A 17,575-nucleotide genomic window follows, 5' to 3' on the forward strand; every position below is an offset into this window, starting at 1 on the left:
TGTTTGGAGTGGCGTTTGGGCTAGCCGCGGATCTTGGCAGCGGCGTCGCCCCATTCGTTGGCGCGCAGTGTGGTCTTGAGTGTCTTGCCCGTTGAGGTCTTCGGTATCTCGGGGACGATCTGGATGTCGCGGGGTGCTTTGTAGGCGGCCAATCGGGTCTTGATGTGTTCGATCAGTTCGGTGGGCTTGACCTGAGCGTGCGGGACGGTGACGACGAATGCCTTGGGCCGTTCGCCCCAGGTCGCGTCCGGTACGCCGACGACGGCGACGTCGAGCACTGCGGGATGCGACATCAATGCCTGCTCGACCTCGACCGAGGAGATGTTCTCGCCGCCGGAGATGATGACGTCTTTGGCCCGATCGAACAGCTGGACGTACCCGTCGGGATGGCGGACGCCGAGGTCACCGGAATGAAACCAGCCACCGGCGAAGGCTTTCTCGGTGAGTTCGGGTTCCTGGTGGTAGCCCTTCATGACGATATTGCCGCGCATGACGATCTCGCCCATCTCGCTTCCGTCAGGGCGCACATCGACGAGCGGCTCTCCGGGAGCCGACGTCGCGCGTACCACCCGCATGTCCTCCGAACAGAGCATGCCGACGCCCTGGCGGGCCAGCCGGGCCGACAACTCCTCGGAACCCAATGTGTGCCAGTCGGATTGCATTTCGCAGATCGAGTAGGGGCCGTAGGTTTCGGTGAGTCCGTAGACGTGTTTGACCGTCGCACCCAGGGAGCGCACCGCTTCGATGGTGTCCGGGCTCGGCGGCGCCCCGGCCGTAGTGATGGTGAGGCCGTGGCGCAGCTGGTGGGCTTCGGATGCGTTGGTCAAGGTGCTGAGGACGATCGGCGCACCACTGAGGTGGGTGACGCCGTGCCCGTCGATCGCTTGCCACATCGCGTCGGCACGCACCGCCCGCAGGCTCACGTGCGTTCCGCCGGACGCGGTGACCGCCCAGGGGTGACACCAACCGTTGCAATGGAACATCGGCAGTGTCCACAGGTACCGGGTGTCGGCATTGAAGCCGTTGTGCACGACCTGGTTCAGTGCGTTGAGGTAGGCGCCGCGGTGGGTGTACATGACCCCTTTGGGGCGGCCGGTGGTGCCGGAGGTGTAGTTGATAGTGATGGTGGCGGTTTCATCGGGCACCTGCCACCGAAGCGGCTCGTCACTACCTCGGTCCAGCAACGTCGAGTAAGGAGTGGCCGCCCAGCTGTGGGGGTCGGCGCCATCGGCGTCGGGCAACTCGACAATCTCGTTCACGGTGCGGAAGTCGTCCGGACGCAGCTGGATTCGTTGTAGCTGAGCGCCGTCGGCGATCAGCATCGCGACCTCCGAATGGTCGCAGATGTACTGGATCTCCGGTGGTGCCAGCCGCGTGTTGACCGCGACGAGAACATTGCCGGCCAGTGGAATTGCGAAGTGGGCGGCAAGCATCTCGGCGGAGTTGGTAGCCAGGTACGCGATCCGTTCGCCCGGCTGTATACCGGAAGCCCGCACCGCGTGCGCCAGTCGAGTCACGTGCGCGGCGAGGTCGGAATAGGTGAGGCGTCGATCGCCATCGATCACGGCCACTTTGTCTGGGAACACTGCGGCGGAGCGATCGAGGAACCGCAACGGGCTCAGCGCGCTGTCGAGGCCGGTCATCTTGTTCTGTTCCTTTCTGCTCGGGCTCAACACCGTGCGCCCGCTGCGGGGGATCGGTCTGTGCAGCTGCCGACGAAACCGCGGATCAGCCTCGCGGAGGGTTCGTCGGTGGGCCAGAGGATTTCCGGATGCCACTGGACCGCGACCAACCTGGCGACCGCGATCTCGAACGCCTCGACAAGTCCGTCCTCGGCCGTGGCGGACGGGCGAACACTCGGGGCGAGGGCGTCGAAACCCTGATGGTGGTAGCTGTTGACCGGGACGCTACCCGCTGTGCCGAGCCAAGAGGCCAACAACGTATCGGGCTGGATGTCCACGGTGTGCGCGGCGCCGTCGAGGTGGGCGGCAGTGGTGCGGTGCACCATTGAACCTGGCCGGTCGCGGGCCAGGTCAGCGAACAGTGTGCCGCCGAGAGCGACGTTGGTCAGTTGCGCGCCGCGGCACACCGCCAGTACTGGAATACCCCGGCGCAGTGCGATTTCGAGTGCGGTGACCTCGTTGTCGTCCAAAGCGCGTGGCCCGGGCTTGATCAGCGGGTCGGTGCTGGTGCCGCCGTACAGTTCAGGATTGACATCGGGACCGCCGAGTAAGACCAACCCGTCGACCATTCCGATGAGATGTTCAAGATCGGTCCGCGGGTGCCGGCAGTCGATGGTCAGCGGCGCGGCGCCGGCGGCCACGATGCCGCCCAGCATTGCCCGCCAATGGTGATAGTGCTGGAGCACCTGAAAATCCATCGTTACGGCTACAGCGGGCTGGCGAAGATCGATCACTGCGGTTCCTTCCTGGCAACGGCCGGGTGTTCGTCGCGGATGTAGAGCGCGATCACGGTGTGACGATAGATAACAGCTAAAGGACTAGTCAATAGCTCTTTAAGTGACGCAGGTGGGAGATGTGCCGCAGGTCGCTTCGCCGCGGCCATGTGCAATCCGTCACCTTTATGGTCTAATGAGCATCTCTTTAACCCAAATGCATCAGCGACGCGGAGAAGGGGTCGATGTGAACAGAGGCAAGAACCGCTCGGAGACAACGGGTTCGCAGGACGAAAGTCCCCACACACTGAAACGCGGCGCCATCGGCGTGGTCGGGGTGGTGTTCATGGTGGTGGCCTTCTCTGCACCCATCTCCGCGATGACAGCCAACCTTCCGGTTGCGGTGGGCTTCGGCAACGGGGCGGGGGCGCCGGCCGGCTTCATCATCGCCACCGTGGTGCTGACCATCTTCAGCGTCGGCTTCGTGGCGCTGGCTCGGCACATCACGGCTGCCGGCGCGTTCTACACGTTCGTCTCGCGGGGGTGGTCGCGCATCCCTGGTCTGGCTGCCGGTGTGATGTCGATGTTCGTCTACATGATCATGGAGGCGGGTGTCATCGGCGTATTCTCCGCATTCGCGCATCAGGCAGCCTCCCGGTTTCTGTCCGTGGACATCCCGTGGTGGTGGTTCGGCTTCATCGCGGTAGTGGCCATCGCGTTGCTATCCCATAAAGACGTGTCGTTGGCTGCCAAAGTTCTTGGGGTCGCATTGATCGCCGAGGTTGCCATCCTGACCGTCACCGCTGTATGCGGCCTGGTGCGGGGTAGCGGACCCGAATGGGGGTCGCTTGTGCCTACTGCGGCGCTGCATGCCAACGGGGTAATCGACGGTGCCGTCGGACTGGGGTTGCTGATGGCGTTTTGGTCTTGGGTGGGCTTCGAGGCTGCCGCGATCTACGGCGAGGAATCCACCGATCCCAAGCGCGTCGTGCCGAGGGCCACGCTGATCGCTGTCATCGGGATCGGCGTGTTCTACACGTTCATCGCGTGGGCAGTGATCAGCGCCAGCGGCCCGGCGCGATCGATCGAACTCGCCTCGGGGGATAGCCCATTCGAGCTGTTGTACACGCCGGCGCGCGAGTATGTCGGCAGTTGGGCGGTGACGGTTTTCGAGCTGCTGGTGCTCGGCGGCACCTTCGCGTGCGCGCTGGCCATCCACAATGCGGCCAGTCGATACTTGTTCGCCTTCGGCCGTGATCGTCTGCTGTGGCGCAAACTCGGGGCTGCGCATCCGCGGCACGGCTCACCGTGGATCGCCTCGCTTGTACAGTCGACGTTCACGGCGTTGTTGCTGGTCATCGCCATCGCGACGAAGTCAGATCCTTACCTGATCTTGTTCACTCTGGTGGCGATCCTGGCCACACTGTGTCTGCTGGTCGTGCAGACCATGTGCTCGATCTCGACCGTGGTCTACTTCCACGTCAAGAAACAGCATCCCGAGACGGCCAGCTGGTGGCGGACCCTACTATCCCCGATCATCGGTGGGCTCGGCATGATGTTCGTGATCTACCTGATGGCCACCAATATGGCCACCGCGGCGGGAGCCGCCGCCGAATCGCCACTGTTCAAGGCGATTCCATGGATCGTGGTGGCACTCCTGCTCGGCTCCATGGGAGTCGCCTGGTACCTGCGTAATGCAAAGCCGCTGGTGTACGAGCGCATCGGCAGGACAGTGTTCGACGACGACGATGCCGCCGGCGACCGGGACGGCGGGGTCAGGGACCGGCCGATCGTGCTCGCGACCGAGTGAGACGGATAGCGCTGACTAGCGCCGGCGCAACCACGATTCGAGGGTGTGGCGCGTCGAGTTGATGTGCTCGGTCATCATGGCGGCGGCGCGGTCCTCATCGCGATCCTCGATCGCGTCGACAATCACATCGTGGTAGTCGTTGGCGTTCGGTTCGATGTGGTGGAAGATCGCACCGACCGGCAGCCACATCGCCCGACGGGCTTGGACGACTGCATCGAAGAAGTACTCGTTGCGGCAGGATTCGGCAATTTTGAGGTGAAAGGCCGAGTCCAGTGATTGCCACTCGGTGACCAGATGCGGTGAATCGTCGTCCCCCTGTGCCCGGGCGATATGTGCGTCCATAGCGGCCAGCATCTTGCGCAGCTGGGTGACATCGGCGGCTCGGCGCCGTTGGGCGGCCAGTCGGGCCGCGCCAGATTCGACCACAACGCGGTAGTCGAAAGCATTGCCCAGTGAGGCGCGATTCTCGCGCAACGCCCGCCGGGCGGCAGCGTCGTCCCGGCGCGGCGCCAGGGCGGTAACACCGCCATTGCGTCCGCGGCGCACAGAGACCAGGCCTTCCCGGTCGAGAATGGTCATTGCCGCACGTAGCACGGTGCGGGAGACGTCGAGCATCTCTGTCAGTTCACGTTCGGCCGGAAGCTTGTCGCCCGGCTTGAACCGGCCGAGTTCCAAGGCTCGGCGGATCTGCTCAACGACCAGTTCGTGGGCGGGGATCTGCCGTACGCGGGTCAGTTCTATGCCTACCGGGCTTGTCATCTCCGGGCCTCCTTTCTGTCTTCTACCTCGACTTTATCCGACGGCATGCGGCAAAACCGCATTTGAACTACTCAATGGACCACATCGTTGCGGGCTGCTCTCTTCGGTAGGTCCGAGCGATAAGGGCTAAAGAGTTGACCTTTAGCTGTTTAAAGCGCAGACTGATCCCCAACCCCGAGCGCATCTAGAGAGGAGATGAGATGGGAGACAAGGTCATCGTCACCGGCGGAGCCGGTGTCATCGGCCGCGCAATCTGTCGGCGACTGGTCGAGAGTGGCTACCAGCCGATCGCGGCGGACGTTCCTAATGCATTGCAGGGCACAGAGTTAGGCTCTGAACAGATTGGCACGGTGGCGATGGATGTTTCCGACCGTGGCAGTGTGGCTGAGGCGGTGGGTTCGGTGATCGCCGATGGTGAGACGGTGGCCGGTTTGGTGAATTGCGCTGGCATCCTGCGTGATTCGTTTCTCGGTGAGCTTGATGAGGCGAAGCTGGAGTTGATGTTCCAGGTGAACATCGCCGGGATGGCCCGGGTGACCGATGTGGTGGCCCCGCTGCTGACCCGGGGCAGCGCGATCGTCAACATCGGCAGCCTGACGGGCCACTTCGGCCGGTTCCGCGGGGCCTCCGTGTACGGCGCCACCAAAGCCGGCATCGCCGCCTACACGCGTTACCTGGCCGAGGAGCTGGCTCCGCGGGGAATCCGGGTCAACAACATCGCCCCGGGGGTGATCCGCGCCCCGATGAGCCCGTCGATGGCGCGGGTGTCTGGCGGTGAGGAGGTCAGCGCGGGTTACGCGATGCTCAAGCGCATCGGGGAACCCGAGGAGGTGGCCGAGGCGGTCGAGTTCATGCTGTCCCCGCGGGCCTCCTTCATCACCGCCCAGACCCTGCTGGTCGACGGCGGCGTGGTGGCCTGGTGAGCACCGAACTCGACACCACCACCGTGGACGTGGACGCCGCCAACGCCGAGGCGTTCGCCCGCCTGGATGCCGCCGATCCCTGGGTGATCGACGTGGCGCCGGCCCGGGAGGTACTGCCCGGCTTTCGCGACAACCTGGTGCTGACCTCGGGTGCACCGATGCCGTGGTCGGCCTATACCGGCGGGCAGCGCGAGGCCCTGATCGGTGGCGCCCTGTTCGAGGGGCTGGCCACCGATCGCGAGGACGCCATCGCCAAGTTCGACACCGGGGTGATCGAAGTGGGGGCGTGTCACGACTACGCCGCGGTCGGTTCGCTGGCCGGCATCTACACCGCGTCCATGCCGGTGTTCGTGGTGGTGAACCGGACCCACGGCAATCTGGGTTTCTGCAACTTCTACGAGGGCAAGGAACCCCGGCGGCTCAATTACGGTTGCTACGACGACGGGGTGCGCGACCGGCTTCGTCACGTCAACGAGGTGCTGGCCCCGGTGGTCGGCGACGCGATCCGCCGCCGGGGCGGTATAGCGCTCAAACCGCTGATCGCCCGGGCGCTGCGGATGGGCGATGAGGTGCACAGCCGCAACGCGGCCGCCTCGATCCTGTTCAACCGGGAGATCCTGCCCGCCGTGCTGGACATGGTCGACCAGAAGGTCGCCGGGGTGCGCGAGACCATGCTGCACCTGGCCGAGAACGACTACTTCTTCCTGCGGTTGTCGATGGCAGCGGCCAAGGCCTCCGCGGACGCCATGGCGGTGCCCGGTTCCACCCTGGTCTCGGCGATGGCGTTTTCCTGCCGCGGTTTCGCGATCAAGCTGGCCGGATTGGGCGACACCTGGTTCGAGGGCCCGCCGCCGATTCATCAGGGCAAGCTGTTCGACGGCCACACCGAAGACGAGATCACGTGGATGGGTGGGGAATCGCCGATCACCGAGACCATCGGGCTGGGTGGATTCGCTCAGGCCTGCGCACTGTCGCTGCAGGAGTACCAGGGCGGTTCCCCCGAGGTGATGATCGAACGCAACCGTGAGATGTATGCCATCACCCACGGGGACAACAGCAGCTACCGGATCCCGGTGTTCTCGTTCCGGGGCACCCCGACCGGGATCGACGCGCGCAAGGTGCTCGATACCGGGGTGCTGCCGGTGATGGACGTCGGGCTGGCCGGGCGCGACGGCGGCCAGATCGGCGCCGGGGTGATCCGCGCGCCACGGGAATGCTTCGCCGACGCCATGGCCGAGCACACACGCAGGTTCGGTGCCTCATGAACGTGAGATCAACGACGTTGACCTACAGCGGCGGGCACGCCGTGGTCACCGGCGCCGCATCGGGCATCGGCGCCGCCACGGTCGACCTGCTCGCGCGCGCCGGAATCCGAACGCTGGCAATGGATCTGCGGGAGCCGCAGCCGGCGTCCGCAGACACGCTTGTGGTGAGGGAAGCGGTCGACGTGCGCGACGCCGCAGCGGTGCGAGCGGCGCTGTGGCGAGCCTTTCCGGAGGGGCGGCTGAACTATCTGGTCAACTGCGCCGGTATCCCGGCGCACACCGGGTTTCGTGGCGTCGACGCCGATCAGTGGCGGTCGGTTCTGGACGTCAACCTGGTCGGTGCCTACAACGTGATCGATGCGAGCACGCAGCTGCTGGCAGCCGGGGACCCGGCCGCCATCGTCAATATCACCTCGATGGAGGCCAGCCGGGTCATCGCGCTGACCAATCCAGACCCCAATCCGCATTACGCGGCGTCGAAGGCCGCGCTTGCGATGTTGACCCGCACCGCAGCCAGAGCGCTGGGCCCACATATCCGGGTCAACAGCATCGCCCCGGGATTCGTGGCCACCCCGATGGCCGCAGAGCACGGGGACACCTCGACGCTCCCACCCCAGTTGTCGACACGAACGGTGGCCGGAAGGTGGGCTCAGCCCGCTGAAATCGCCTCCGCCGTCGGCTTTCTCCTCAGCGACCAGGCCTCCTACATCACCGGCACCGAGCTGTGTGTCGATGGGGGACTGGCACTGACTTGAGCCGTGCCGACACCAGAACAGAAAGGAAGCACCAATCCCATGCCCATCGATCCGGTAGCACAGAAAATGCTCGATGACGCCCGCGCCTCGGGCCGTCCCAATGCACACCTGTTGCCTGTTGCCATCGCCCGCGAGAACTTCGAAGCGGCATTCGCCGGGCTGAGCAAGCCCGCCATCGCGCGTGTCGTCGATGTGACGATCCCGACGCGCGACGGTGACCAGATCCGTGGCCGGATGTATCTCCCCGATTCCGGGGGCGATCTCCCGCTGACCGTGTACTACCACGGCGGCGGATGGCTGATGGGCAGCATCGACTCCCACGACGTCACGACCAGACTGCTGGCCAACGCTGCCGGCTCGGCTGTGCTGTCGGTGGAGTATCGGCGCGGACCCGAACACCGATTCCCGGTCGCCGTCGACGACGCGGTTGACGCACTGCTGTGGGCCGTTGGCGCACCTACCGTCGCGGACCTGGGGGTCGACACTCGGCGGCTCGCGGTCGCCGGGGACAGCGCCGGCGGAAACCTGGCCTGCGCGGTCGCGATCCACGCCAGGGACACCGAGCTGATCCCCGCCCTGCGCCATCAGCTGCTGGTGTACCCGGCATCGACGACAGATCTCACGATCGGGTTCGACGATCAATACCAAGGCGTGATGCTCGAACGCGACGAATGTCTATGGCACCAAAGCAATTACCTAACCTCTCCTGAGGACCACTCGGACCCACGGATGACGCTGCTCAATGCCGATCTGTCGGGCCTGCCCGAGGCCACCGTCATCCTCGCCGAGTGCGATCCGATCAAGCCGCAAGGATTACTGCTGGCGGAGGCCTTGGCTACCGCAGGCGTGCCGACGGTCAACCGTGAGTACGCCGGCATGATCCACGGATTCTTCGGGCTCGACGAGATTTTCCCGCTCGCGACCGACGCCATGCAGCTCGCTGGTGAGCGCCTGGCCCGAGCTCTGCGACCGAGCATCGGTGCGCCGGCATGAGGCGCACAGCGCTCGTCACCGGAGCGAACGGCGGCATCGGCAGCGCGATCGTGGCCAGGCTGCGGGCCGACGGCGTCCGAGTCGTGGCGACCGATGTCGCCCCGCTGGCGGCTCCCGAGCTTGACTCCGAGGTCACCTACGTTTGCATGGATTTGCTCGCCACCGGCTCGGCGTACGATCCGCTGTTCACCACCATCGGCGAAACCGGCCTGGACTATCTGGTGAATGCCGCGGGCTTGGCATTCTTCGACCGCGACGGATCGATATTCGACATCAACGACGATGAGGCCTGGCAGTTGACCATGGGAGTCAACCTGCACGCGTTGCGCCGTCTCACTGTCGCCGCGTTGCCGCACCTGCGCAAGGGACGAGGCAAGAGCATCGTCAACATCGCCAGCCTGGCCGGTCTGCGCACCATGGACTCGCCGCTGGACGCCTATCAGGCGAGCAAGGCCGCCGTGGTGTCGCTGTCGCGCGCGATGGCGGTCCGGCTCGCACCCGAGGGAATTCGGTGCAATGCCGTATGCCCCGGGGCGATTCTCACACCGATGATCTCCCCGATCTACGAACGCTCACCGGAACGCCGCACAGACATGGAACGACGAACACCCTTGGGCCGTTTGGGAATGCCGGACGACGTGGCGAATGCCACGGCATTCCTGTTGTCGGATGAAGCGGCATTCGTCACCGCAACCGAACTCGTCGTCGATGGCGGATGGTCGGCCCAGCTCAGATAGCCCGGACAGGGCCTCAACCCATCCTGGGCAGCGCCGTTGAAGGACCGAGAACAAGCCCCCAATAACCAGGCGATCCGGAATCCGGTAGCCGACAACAACAATCGAAGGCAGGTGATCTGCATGAATGCGGACCGAACTTTCCGTCCCCGAGTGGCAGTCATCGGTGCCGGTTTCAGCGGGATCGCGGCGGCAGTCGCGCTCAAGAAGCGTGGCATCGACGACTTCGTGATCTTCGAACGGTCCCCCGGCCTCGGCGGGACTTGGCGACACAACACCTATCCCGGGGCCGAGGTGGACCTCGAATCCCACATTTACTCGTTCTCGTTCGAACGCTACGACTGGACCCGTACCCACGCCGGTTGGAGCGAGTTGCTCGGCTACCTGCACTATGTGGCCAACAAGTGGAATCTCGTCCCGCACATGCGGTTCAGCGAGGAGGTCCAGCACGTACGGTGGTCGGACGAACGGCAGGACTACACCGTGTCGACGGCGTCGCAGGTTGATCACGGGCGGTTCGACCATGTCATCAGCGCGGTGGGGTTCCTCAATACCCCGGCGAAGCCGCCATTCGTCCGGGAGGAGCACGACTTCGGCGGTCCGATCTGCCACACCTCGGAGTGGCGGGACGGTTTGGACATGGCCGGCAAGTCGGTCGGGATCCTCGGCACCGGCTCGTCAGCGGTTCAGGTTGTCACCGAGGCCGAGAAGGTGGCCTCGGCGGTGACGGTGTTCCAAATCGAGCCGAACTGGATGCTGCCGAAAGAAGCCCGGGATTTCACTCCGTTCGAGCGTCGACTCAACAAACTCGCACCGGTCTACGCGTATCGGCGGCTGCGGCTGTGGCTGCGCTACGACCTGCGTCAGCACCTTGCCCGCCACGCCCGGGAAGACCGCCATCTCAACAGAAAGCGCCGCACGGCTGCCCTGGCCTACCTGCACCACGAGATGGCCGATCGCCCGGATCTGCTGGACGTGCTGACACCGGACTTCCCCATGGAGGGCCGCCGAACGGTGATCAGCGACACCTACTACCAGGCTCTCAAGAGCCCGACGGTCAGGCTGGTGCCCCATGCGGTGAAGGGACTGTCGGCCGGCGGTGCCGTCGACGCCAATGGCGAGGAGCACCAACTCGACATGATCGTGCTCGCCACCGGGTTCCAGGCGCACAAGTACCTGAGCACCTATCAGGTTTCCGGCGAGAACGGCGCCGACCTGCATGACACCTGGACCGACGGCGCCGAGGCCTTCCTCGGCATGATGGTGCCCGGTTTCCCGAACTTCTTCATCATGTTCGGACCCAACACCAACGTCGTTCCGCTCGTGGCGTTCTACGAGGCACAGGCCAACTTCGCTGCAGCCGCGATCGCCGAAGCGGCCCGCGAAGGTAAGCGGCGCATCGAGGTCCGCCGGTCGGCCTTCTACATCTACAACGACTGGGCGCAGAACCGCCTGGCGAAGACGGTCTGGGCCGTCACCGAAAGCTACTTCCGGGCTGGCACCAACCGCACGGGCAAGGTGATTTCGCAGTGGCCGGCGAGCCCGAGTACGTACATCCTGGCGGCCAAACTGCTACGCAGGATTGCGCTTTCGAGGTCGTGATGAAAACCAGGATGCATCATGCTGCTGCGTTCCTGTGCTCGAAAAGGCAACCTTGACTCGACCCAGTAAAAGCAATATAAAATGGACCAATAGCTGTTTAGTTTGGAGATCAACATGACAGTTCACACCAACCATTCGCTCACCCCCGAGGGCCTCAGTGTCAACGGTGTTTCGAAACCTCACGGCATCTGGTCGTTGCAAGCGCTGCGAGAGGCCGTGGACGCGGGCCGAATTACCAAGGTCTTCCTGGCGGCCGCTGACAATATCGGGCGGCCGCTGGGTGAACACCTTCCCGCGCGCCGTTTCCTCGAGCATATTGACGACTACACGGCATTTCGCATCCCGTTGATGGTCTGGCAGCTTGACATCGAGCAAGACCTCAACCCCGACCTGGAACATGTTGGTGGACTCAGCAACGGCGGCCCGGACTGCTATCTGAGGCCCGACCTGGGCACGCTGCGGGTCTTGCCGTGGATGACCGATACCGCGTTCGTGATCTGCGATCCTGTGCTCGCCGATGGCACGCTGCTCGAGATTGCGCCCCGGCAGGTCCTCAAGCGTCAGCTGGCCCGATTGGATGAGCATGGAGCCACGGTCCAGTGTGCCTCCGAACTCGAGTTCCACCTCTTCGAGCAGAGCTACGAGGAGGGATGGCGGTCCCGCTACCAGGAGCTGTCCCCGGCATCTCGATACCAGGGTGCATACGATCCCCTGGTAGCGATCTCCAACGAAGTGTTCATCGACGCCGTGGTTGAACAGATGGAGCAGGCCGGCGTTCCCATCGAGGCATTGTCCTGCGAGTACGGGCTGGGGCAGCAGGAGATCAACCTGACCCACACTGACGCGCTGGAGATGGCCGACCGCCACTTCATCTACAAGTTCGGTGTCAAGGCGATCGCGACGCGGATGGGCAAGTCCGCCACGTTTATGGCCAAATGGGACGCCGCGGGAATGGGGAGTTCATGCCATATCCACACCAGTCTGTGGTCCGCTGACGGCTCAACCCCTCTGGGGGACAGCGAGCTATTCGAAGGCTTCCTTGCCGGTTTGGTTGGGGCTGCGCGAGAGATGTGTCTGCTTTACGCGCCAAATCTGAACTCATACAGGCGCTTCCAACCCAATTCGTTCGCTCCGACCACCGTCGCCTGTGGCAACGACAACCGTACGCTGTCATTCCGATTGGTTGGCCAGGGTCCGCATCGCCGCGTGGAGAACCGAATTCCGGGGGCGGACGTCAACCCTTACGTGGCTATCGCTGCCGCCGTCGCTGTTGGCGTCGACGGAATCGAGCGTCGGCTGCCTTTGCCCGAACTCATCGACGGCGACGGCTACGCACGTACCGACCTGCCTCAGCTACCGACATCGCTACCCGAGGCGATAGATCTGTTCGCGAGCAGTGACACCGCCAAGTCTTCGCTCGGGGCCGAGGTACACGGTCACCTGTTGACTGTCGGTCGCGGTGAACTGAACGCCTTCCTCACCCAGACAGTGACCGACTGGGAACGGCATCGCTACTTCGAGCGCACATGAGCCGCGCAGTCGTCCACAGCGAACTGCTAGGCCACCTGGTCAGAGCCGACGGTCGACTGGAACAAGGACGGTCCAGCTATACACGGGCACAGGAGGCGCTGTCCTCGGCCGATTTCACCGCGGCCGAGGAGTACGGGCGCATCACCATCCAGGAGGCGCAGGAGGCCTACGACCTGTTCGGTGTATGGCTGACCGAGATCCCGCGTGTCTTGGTCTCTCATGGTGTTGCGCCCGCGGCAGTTCACCCCGCGTCCGGCCGGGGGGAACTCGACGACGGCTGGCGCAGCTACGTCAGCCTGATCGATGCGTTCGCCCAAGCCTGTCAGCGGCGCGAATCCGACGCGGCGCGGCACCTGCTGGCCCGCGCTCGCGGTGTCTGGCAGGAACATCACGATGCGGCCTGCGATGCCATCTGCGGACTGTTCGATCTCGCGTCAAGCGCACTCGGTGAAGCGTTTATCGGCGACCTCTGGAACAGCTTGCTGTCGGAGATGTACGAGCGGTCCGCGCGGATCTACCATCCGGATGCCATGGTGTGGGAGCAGTCAACAGAGCGTCTGCTGCTCGACATCTTCGAGGCGACCCGCGGCCATCTCACCGGTCCAGACCGCGACGGCTCGTTCTCGATCATCGAGGAGCGCGACCGCTGGGTCATCACCTTCGCCCCATGTGGATCGGGCGGGCGCACCTACGAAACTGATTCCGGTGCAGCGCGGTTCGCGGTGACCACCCGACAGCACGATTGGGCGTGGAACACTGTCGGCGTGTGTCTGTACTGCGCACACTGCTGTCAGCTGCAGCAACGTGCCCCCATCGAACGACTCGGCTTTCCGCTGCGGGTGATCAGCCCGCCGATCCAGGGGCAACCGAGGCCCGTCTGCACCTGGTCGATATACAAAGACCGTGCTGCCGTCCCCGACGAGGCCTACACGGCAGTGGGATTCGCGCCGCCTGAGGATTGAACCCGGCACATCATCCCGAGGCGAGTTCTCCCTTGATGTCCTCGGACAATGAGTTTGTCTGGTTGGTTCGGTGGTCGAAGTTGTCGCGGCACTCGCCCAAGACGTCGACGCTCACGTGGGCAACGGGTGGCTTGCCGGGCTTGGGCGGTGGTATCACCCACACACTCACATCGACCCCGTCGCGCTTGAATGTGGTGGCGTGGGAATGAAAGTCGGGATCGACTTGCCAGCCGTGCTCGCGCAACCGGTCCAGTACTGAATCAGCAGTGACCTCGCGGGTCCGGTCGGCGCCGGGCATCCACAGCCCCATACTGCTGTGGCCCTGGAACGGTGGTTTGCCGTAGTCGTTGCAGGAGTCGTAACCGAACTTCGCGTCAGCCACCTCGGCGCCGAGATCGGCAATCACCTGACGGGACACATCCATAACCTGGCGGCGCGCCTCTTCGGGGGAAATCGGATTACGCACGGTGCCAGAGCATCCCACCAGGCACAGCAGCCCCGCTAGCGTTCCGGCGATTCGTACCCATGCAAGTCTCAATGGTCGTTGCCCCGTTTCTCTCGGTCGTCATGGCTGACCACCTCAGTGATAGTGGTCGTTGTTGGACTTGTGCACCAGCTCCGGGTCGAACCCCACTTTTGGTGGTACGCCCGGGATCGGGAACGGCAACCCGGGAGTCTGCACGCGGTGAGGAGCTGTCATCCCGTGCTGTTGGAGGTCGTTCCCGTGTCCGGACACGATGTCGGCGATGCTGAACAGCGACTCCGATCCCTTTTTGAAGTACGAGGTGTGCTCGTCAAGGATGTCGCGCGGGTCGAGGTTGATACCGGCTACCTCGGCGTGGAAGCGGGTAGACCCGTACCCGTCCATGGCGGGGTCGTTGCCGAGGCCGACTCCAGGGATGTTGAGGTGTTCGCGACCCAGACCTGTCACGAAGTCAGTCGATGCCGCGCCTACAAAGAGGTGGCCGTCGGGCGGCAGATGGAAATCGGCTGCCGACTGGGCCAGATCTGTTCCGGGGCAACCGACGAGGACGATGTCGTCTGCGCGCATACCGTAACCGGCAGCGGCGTCGGCGACCGTCGTTGAGCCATAGGAGTGACCGATGACGGTGGTGTGCGCGGGGTTTCCTTCGTGTGTCACGGCGAGTGCGTTGACGTCGGGGGCCAGCAGCTGCGCACCGTCACGGGCCATGAATGGCTCGGCGACCCCGATGGCGTTGGTGTCCAGGTCTACGTCCAGGTCCGGGGCGTTGTAGCCCATCCATTGGACGACGGCTGTCGAGTTGTTCGGATCCGCTTTGTTCGCCTCGTTGTAGACGTTGACCCCGGTCCCGTCGGACAACGTTCCGCCGGCCACCGAGGTGGTCAGGCCGGACACCATCACGGTGGTATTGGCCGCGGTGTCGGGGTTACCGATCGCGATCGCCGCCGCGCCTTCACCGTCGAATGCCTCGGGGTCGTACTTCATCAGCAGGATTTCGGGCGTATTGCGGTTGGCATCTTTGGCATTGTCTGCGTCGGCCTTCAAGGCCTCGGCCACTTTGACGGCATTGTTGTAGCGGGTCATCATCTGCCCGGCCATGCCGTATTTGTCGGGGTGGGCCAGGACTTCGTCTTTCGTTACGCCACGAGCTTTGGCCACCTCGGCGGGACGATTGAGATCCTGCATCAGGATCGACAGGTTGGCCTGGCTACGGTCTTGGACCGGAATCCCGTTGAGGTTGCCCAACTTGTCCGGCCAATCATCGAGCAGTTGCCGCCGCTTCTCGGGCGGCAGCGAGTCCCACCATTTGTTGACCTCCTCGGCACTCTTGCCGACCGGGATCTCGGCGCCGGTGTCATATGGCGGCGCTTGTGGGAGACCGCCGGGCCCGAAGTTCTGCGGTGCGGAATTCAGCCCACCGACAGCGGTGCGAAGGCTCTGGTTGAGCTGTCGGTCGGCGGTGTCGAAGTTCGCCAACTGTGTCTTGAGGCCCACCGAGTGCGTGGCGGCCAGCTGCTCAAGCTTCGTGGCGATGGCCGGACTCATCTTCGCGTACGCATCCAGCATGCTTCCGGGACGTACCGACACCGTGCCGTCGGGTGCGACCTGCCAGCCCTGAGCCGTCAACTGGTCGACCGCCCCGAGCAGACTCGTGCGGGTCTGAGTCAGGGCGGTGCCGCCCTCTTGCATGACGGATTGAGCCCGGTTCAGAGCGTCGTGAATCTGTTGCATGCGCGCCAAAGTCGGTTGCGCTTTCGCGATCGCCGCATCAGAGGCAGTGCCCTGCCAACCTGACCGTAACCCGTCGATGTTGGCGCGGTGACTATCGATCTGGGCGGCCAAACCCGTTGCCTTCTGGCCAAGTTCGGTAGCGGATGCGGTCAGCGTCTCGGGGTGCGATCCCTGAACCTGCGGAATTGTCACCGTCACGACGTGAGCCTCAGGGCGGATGCGGCTGGTCGTGGCGCTGAGCGGGGGTTCACTGGGCGAACCTGCGTAAGCGACGCCCGAACTCCTCGTCCATGCGGTGGTAGCGATCGGCCGCTGTTGACAGGTTGTCGGAGTGCTTGGTCAGGTCTTCGCGGACTGCGTTCAGCGCGGTATCCACCAGGGAGCTGGCGAACTGACACGCGCCTTCACTGAGCAGACCAGACACTCCGGTGCTCGCACTATGCAGCGACTGGCCGGCGGCCAGACCTGAGACAAACTCACCCACGTCAGCCTGAGCGCGCGCGACATTGCGCAGCGAGTCTGGATTGACACGCAACGCCCCACCCATGGACAAGAGTCTAAATCCGCCAGCAACGCTTCAATCGCACCTCTTTAGGAGGGGGATCAGTCGCGGGCTTCCCCGCCGGCGGTCCACTCCTCATAGAACGGCGGCATATCGGAAGCCCGCCCGGAGAACTGCGGTGGCCGCTTGTCGAGGAAGGCACGCACGCCGTCGTGGCCGTCACCGATGCTGGTGTAGAACATCGCCAATGAATCCACCCGGTGTGCGTCGACCGGGTGCGGCTCGGCGGAATTCCGGTAGAGCATCTGCCGCATGAGGGCGACCGAGACCGGTGAGCGGTCGCGCGTCCACGCGTCGGCCAGCGCTCGGGCCTCGGCAATCAATGCGTCCGGTTCGTGGACGGCCTGCGCCAGCCCGATCTCGCGGGCCGCGTCTGCGGTGAGAATGTCGGAGCGGTACACCAGGTCCAAAGCTGTTGGCATGCTTACGATCTGGGGCAGGAACCAGGTCGAACACGCTTCCGGGGTGATGCCGAGCTTTCCGAAGACCAGCCCGAAGCGGGCCTTCGTGGACATGAGCCGGGCGTCCATGGCCAGCGTCATCGTCGCGCCGATCCCGACGGCGGCCCCGTTGATGGCGGCGATCACCGGCTTGCGGCAGGCGTAGATCGCCAGGGTCACGCGGCCGCCGGTATCCCTGACCCGCCGAAGCTCGGGGTCGTCGAGGTCGGCCATGTCGGCCAGGCTGGGTGACTTCGTCTCGTCGAGGCCGAACACATTGCCCTCGCTCGACAGGTCCATGCCGGCGCAGAACGCCCGGCCCTCGCCGGTCACGATGACGGCACGTACCGCGTCGTCGTCGTTGACCGACACGAAGGTGCGCTCCAACTCGTCGGCCATCTCGACGGTGAAGGCATTGAGGTTCTCCGGGCGATCGAGGACGACGGTGAGGATCCCGTCGTCGAGCTCGTGCCGGATCGTCGTGAAGTCCACGGATGCTCCTCCTCGGGTCGGTTTGGTACCCAGCTTGCCCAAGTCGGATTCTTCGGCAGCGTCGACCCCTCACGGCGGGTCCGATGTTCCTCGCCGGCGGTAGAGCACCGCGCAACGTCAACGGGGTCTACGTTCGTG

At 64.4% G+C, this 17,575-nt stretch carries 16 protein-coding genes; 9 read left to right on the top strand and 7 right to left on the bottom strand.

Annotated elements, in window-relative coordinates; translation table 11 throughout:
* Positions 1 to 20: 20 nt before the first annotated feature.
* Positions 21 to 1,643 (bottom strand): AMP-binding protein, encoded by a 1,623-nt coding sequence (locus ACZYZ7_RS07955; RefSeq protein ID WP_450069636.1) that lies wholly within the window; start codon positions 1,641 to 1,643, stop codon positions 21 to 23.
* A 26-nt stretch (positions 1,644 to 1,669) separates the two neighbouring features.
* Positions 1,670 to 2,416: a gamma-glutamyl-gamma-aminobutyrate hydrolase family protein gene (locus tag ACZYZ7_RS07960; RefSeq protein WP_450069635.1), complete on the bottom strand. Its 747-nt coding sequence runs from the start codon at positions 2,414 to 2,416 to the stop codon at positions 1,670 to 1,672.
* 226 nt (positions 2,417 to 2,642) lie between these two features.
* Here ACZYZ7_RS07960 and ACZYZ7_RS07965 point away from each other — a divergent pair, with 226 nt between their 5' ends.
* Positions 2,643 to 4,205, top strand: a complete 1,563-nt coding sequence (locus tag ACZYZ7_RS07965; protein WP_450069634.1) for an APC family permease — start codon at positions 2,643 to 2,645, stop codon at positions 4,203 to 4,205.
* Between the two features lie 15 nt (positions 4,206 to 4,220).
* On the opposite strand, the gene ACZYZ7_RS07970 is transcribed toward ACZYZ7_RS07965, so the two are convergent.
* Entirely contained in the window at positions 4,221 to 4,964 is a 744-nt protein-coding gene (locus ACZYZ7_RS07970) for a FadR/GntR family transcriptional regulator (protein ID WP_135451665.1), read from the bottom strand.
* A 200-nt stretch (positions 4,965 to 5,164) separates the two neighbouring features.
* On the opposite strand from ACZYZ7_RS07970, the gene ACZYZ7_RS07975 reads away from it, so the two are divergent.
* From ACZYZ7_RS07975 to ACZYZ7_RS08010, 8 genes are all read left to right on the top strand, one after another.
* Positions 5,165 to 5,887, top strand: coding sequence for an SDR family NAD(P)-dependent oxidoreductase (locus tag ACZYZ7_RS07975; protein ID WP_450069633.1), 723 nt, complete (start codon positions 5,165 to 5,167; stop codon positions 5,885 to 5,887).
* A complete protein-coding gene (locus ACZYZ7_RS07980) occupies positions 5,884 to 7,152 on the top strand; it encodes a YlbE family protein (RefSeq protein ID WP_463740594.1) in 1,269 nt (422 codons plus the stop codon). The genes ACZYZ7_RS07975 and ACZYZ7_RS07980 overlap by 4 nt, the downstream gene beginning before the upstream one ends.
* A complete protein-coding gene (locus ACZYZ7_RS07985) occupies positions 7,149 to 7,907 on the top strand; it encodes an SDR family NAD(P)-dependent oxidoreductase (protein ID WP_463740595.1) in 759 nt (252 codons plus the stop codon). Before ACZYZ7_RS07980 ends, ACZYZ7_RS07985 begins: the two co-directional genes overlap by 4 nt.
* Before the next feature lie 39 nt (positions 7,908 to 7,946).
* Positions 7,947 to 8,900, top strand: a complete 954-nt coding sequence (locus ACZYZ7_RS07990; RefSeq protein WP_450069630.1) for an alpha/beta hydrolase — start codon at positions 7,947 to 7,949, stop codon at positions 8,898 to 8,900.
* Complete coding sequence (locus ACZYZ7_RS07995; protein ID WP_463740596.1) at positions 8,897 to 9,637, top strand: SDR family NAD(P)-dependent oxidoreductase; 741 nt, start codon at positions 8,897 to 8,899, stop codon at positions 9,635 to 9,637. Before ACZYZ7_RS07990 ends, ACZYZ7_RS07995 begins: the two co-directional genes overlap by 4 nt.
* A 150-nt stretch (positions 9,638 to 9,787) precedes the next feature.
* Complete coding sequence (locus ACZYZ7_RS08000) at positions 9,788 to 11,236, top strand: flavin-containing monooxygenase (protein ID WP_463740597.1); 1,449 nt, start codon at positions 9,788 to 9,790, stop codon at positions 11,234 to 11,236.
* Positions 11,237 to 11,350: 114 nt separating this feature from the next.
* Positions 11,351 to 12,766, top strand: a complete 1,416-nt coding sequence (locus ACZYZ7_RS08005; RefSeq protein ID WP_463740598.1) for a glutamine synthetase family protein — start codon at positions 11,351 to 11,353, stop codon at positions 12,764 to 12,766.
* Complete coding sequence (locus ACZYZ7_RS08010; protein ID WP_463740599.1) at positions 12,763 to 13,728, top strand: hypothetical protein; 966 nt, start codon at positions 12,763 to 12,765, stop codon at positions 13,726 to 13,728. Before ACZYZ7_RS08005 ends, ACZYZ7_RS08010 begins: the two co-directional genes overlap by 4 nt.
* Positions 13,729 to 13,738: 10 nt before the next feature.
* On the opposite strand, the gene ACZYZ7_RS08015 is transcribed toward ACZYZ7_RS08010, so the two are convergent.
* The 4 genes from ACZYZ7_RS08015 to ACZYZ7_RS08030 form a co-directional block, all read right to left on the bottom strand.
* The gene (locus ACZYZ7_RS08015) at positions 13,739 to 14,194 is read right to left on the bottom strand and encodes a hypothetical protein (protein WP_463740600.1); all 456 of its coding nucleotides are present in this window, start codon (positions 14,192 to 14,194) and stop codon (positions 13,739 to 13,741) included.
* Positions 14,195 to 14,308: 114 nt separating this feature from the next.
* Positions 14,309 to 16,141: an alpha/beta hydrolase gene (locus tag ACZYZ7_RS08020; protein ID WP_463740601.1), complete on the bottom strand. Its 1,833-nt coding sequence runs from the start codon at positions 16,139 to 16,141 to the stop codon at positions 14,309 to 14,311.
* Between the two features lie 49 nt (positions 16,142 to 16,190).
* Positions 16,191 to 16,490, bottom strand: coding sequence for a type VII secretion target (locus tag ACZYZ7_RS08025; RefSeq protein WP_135451673.1), 300 nt, complete (start codon positions 16,488 to 16,490; stop codon positions 16,191 to 16,193).
* Between the two features lie 56 nt (positions 16,491 to 16,546).
* A complete protein-coding gene (locus ACZYZ7_RS08030; RefSeq protein ID WP_463740602.1) occupies positions 16,547 to 17,437 on the bottom strand; it encodes a crotonase/enoyl-CoA hydratase family protein in 891 nt (296 codons plus the stop codon).
* Between the last annotated feature and the right edge of the window lie 138 nt (positions 17,438 to 17,575).

The organism is Mycobacterium sp. IDUB_17 (assembly GCF_055419465.1).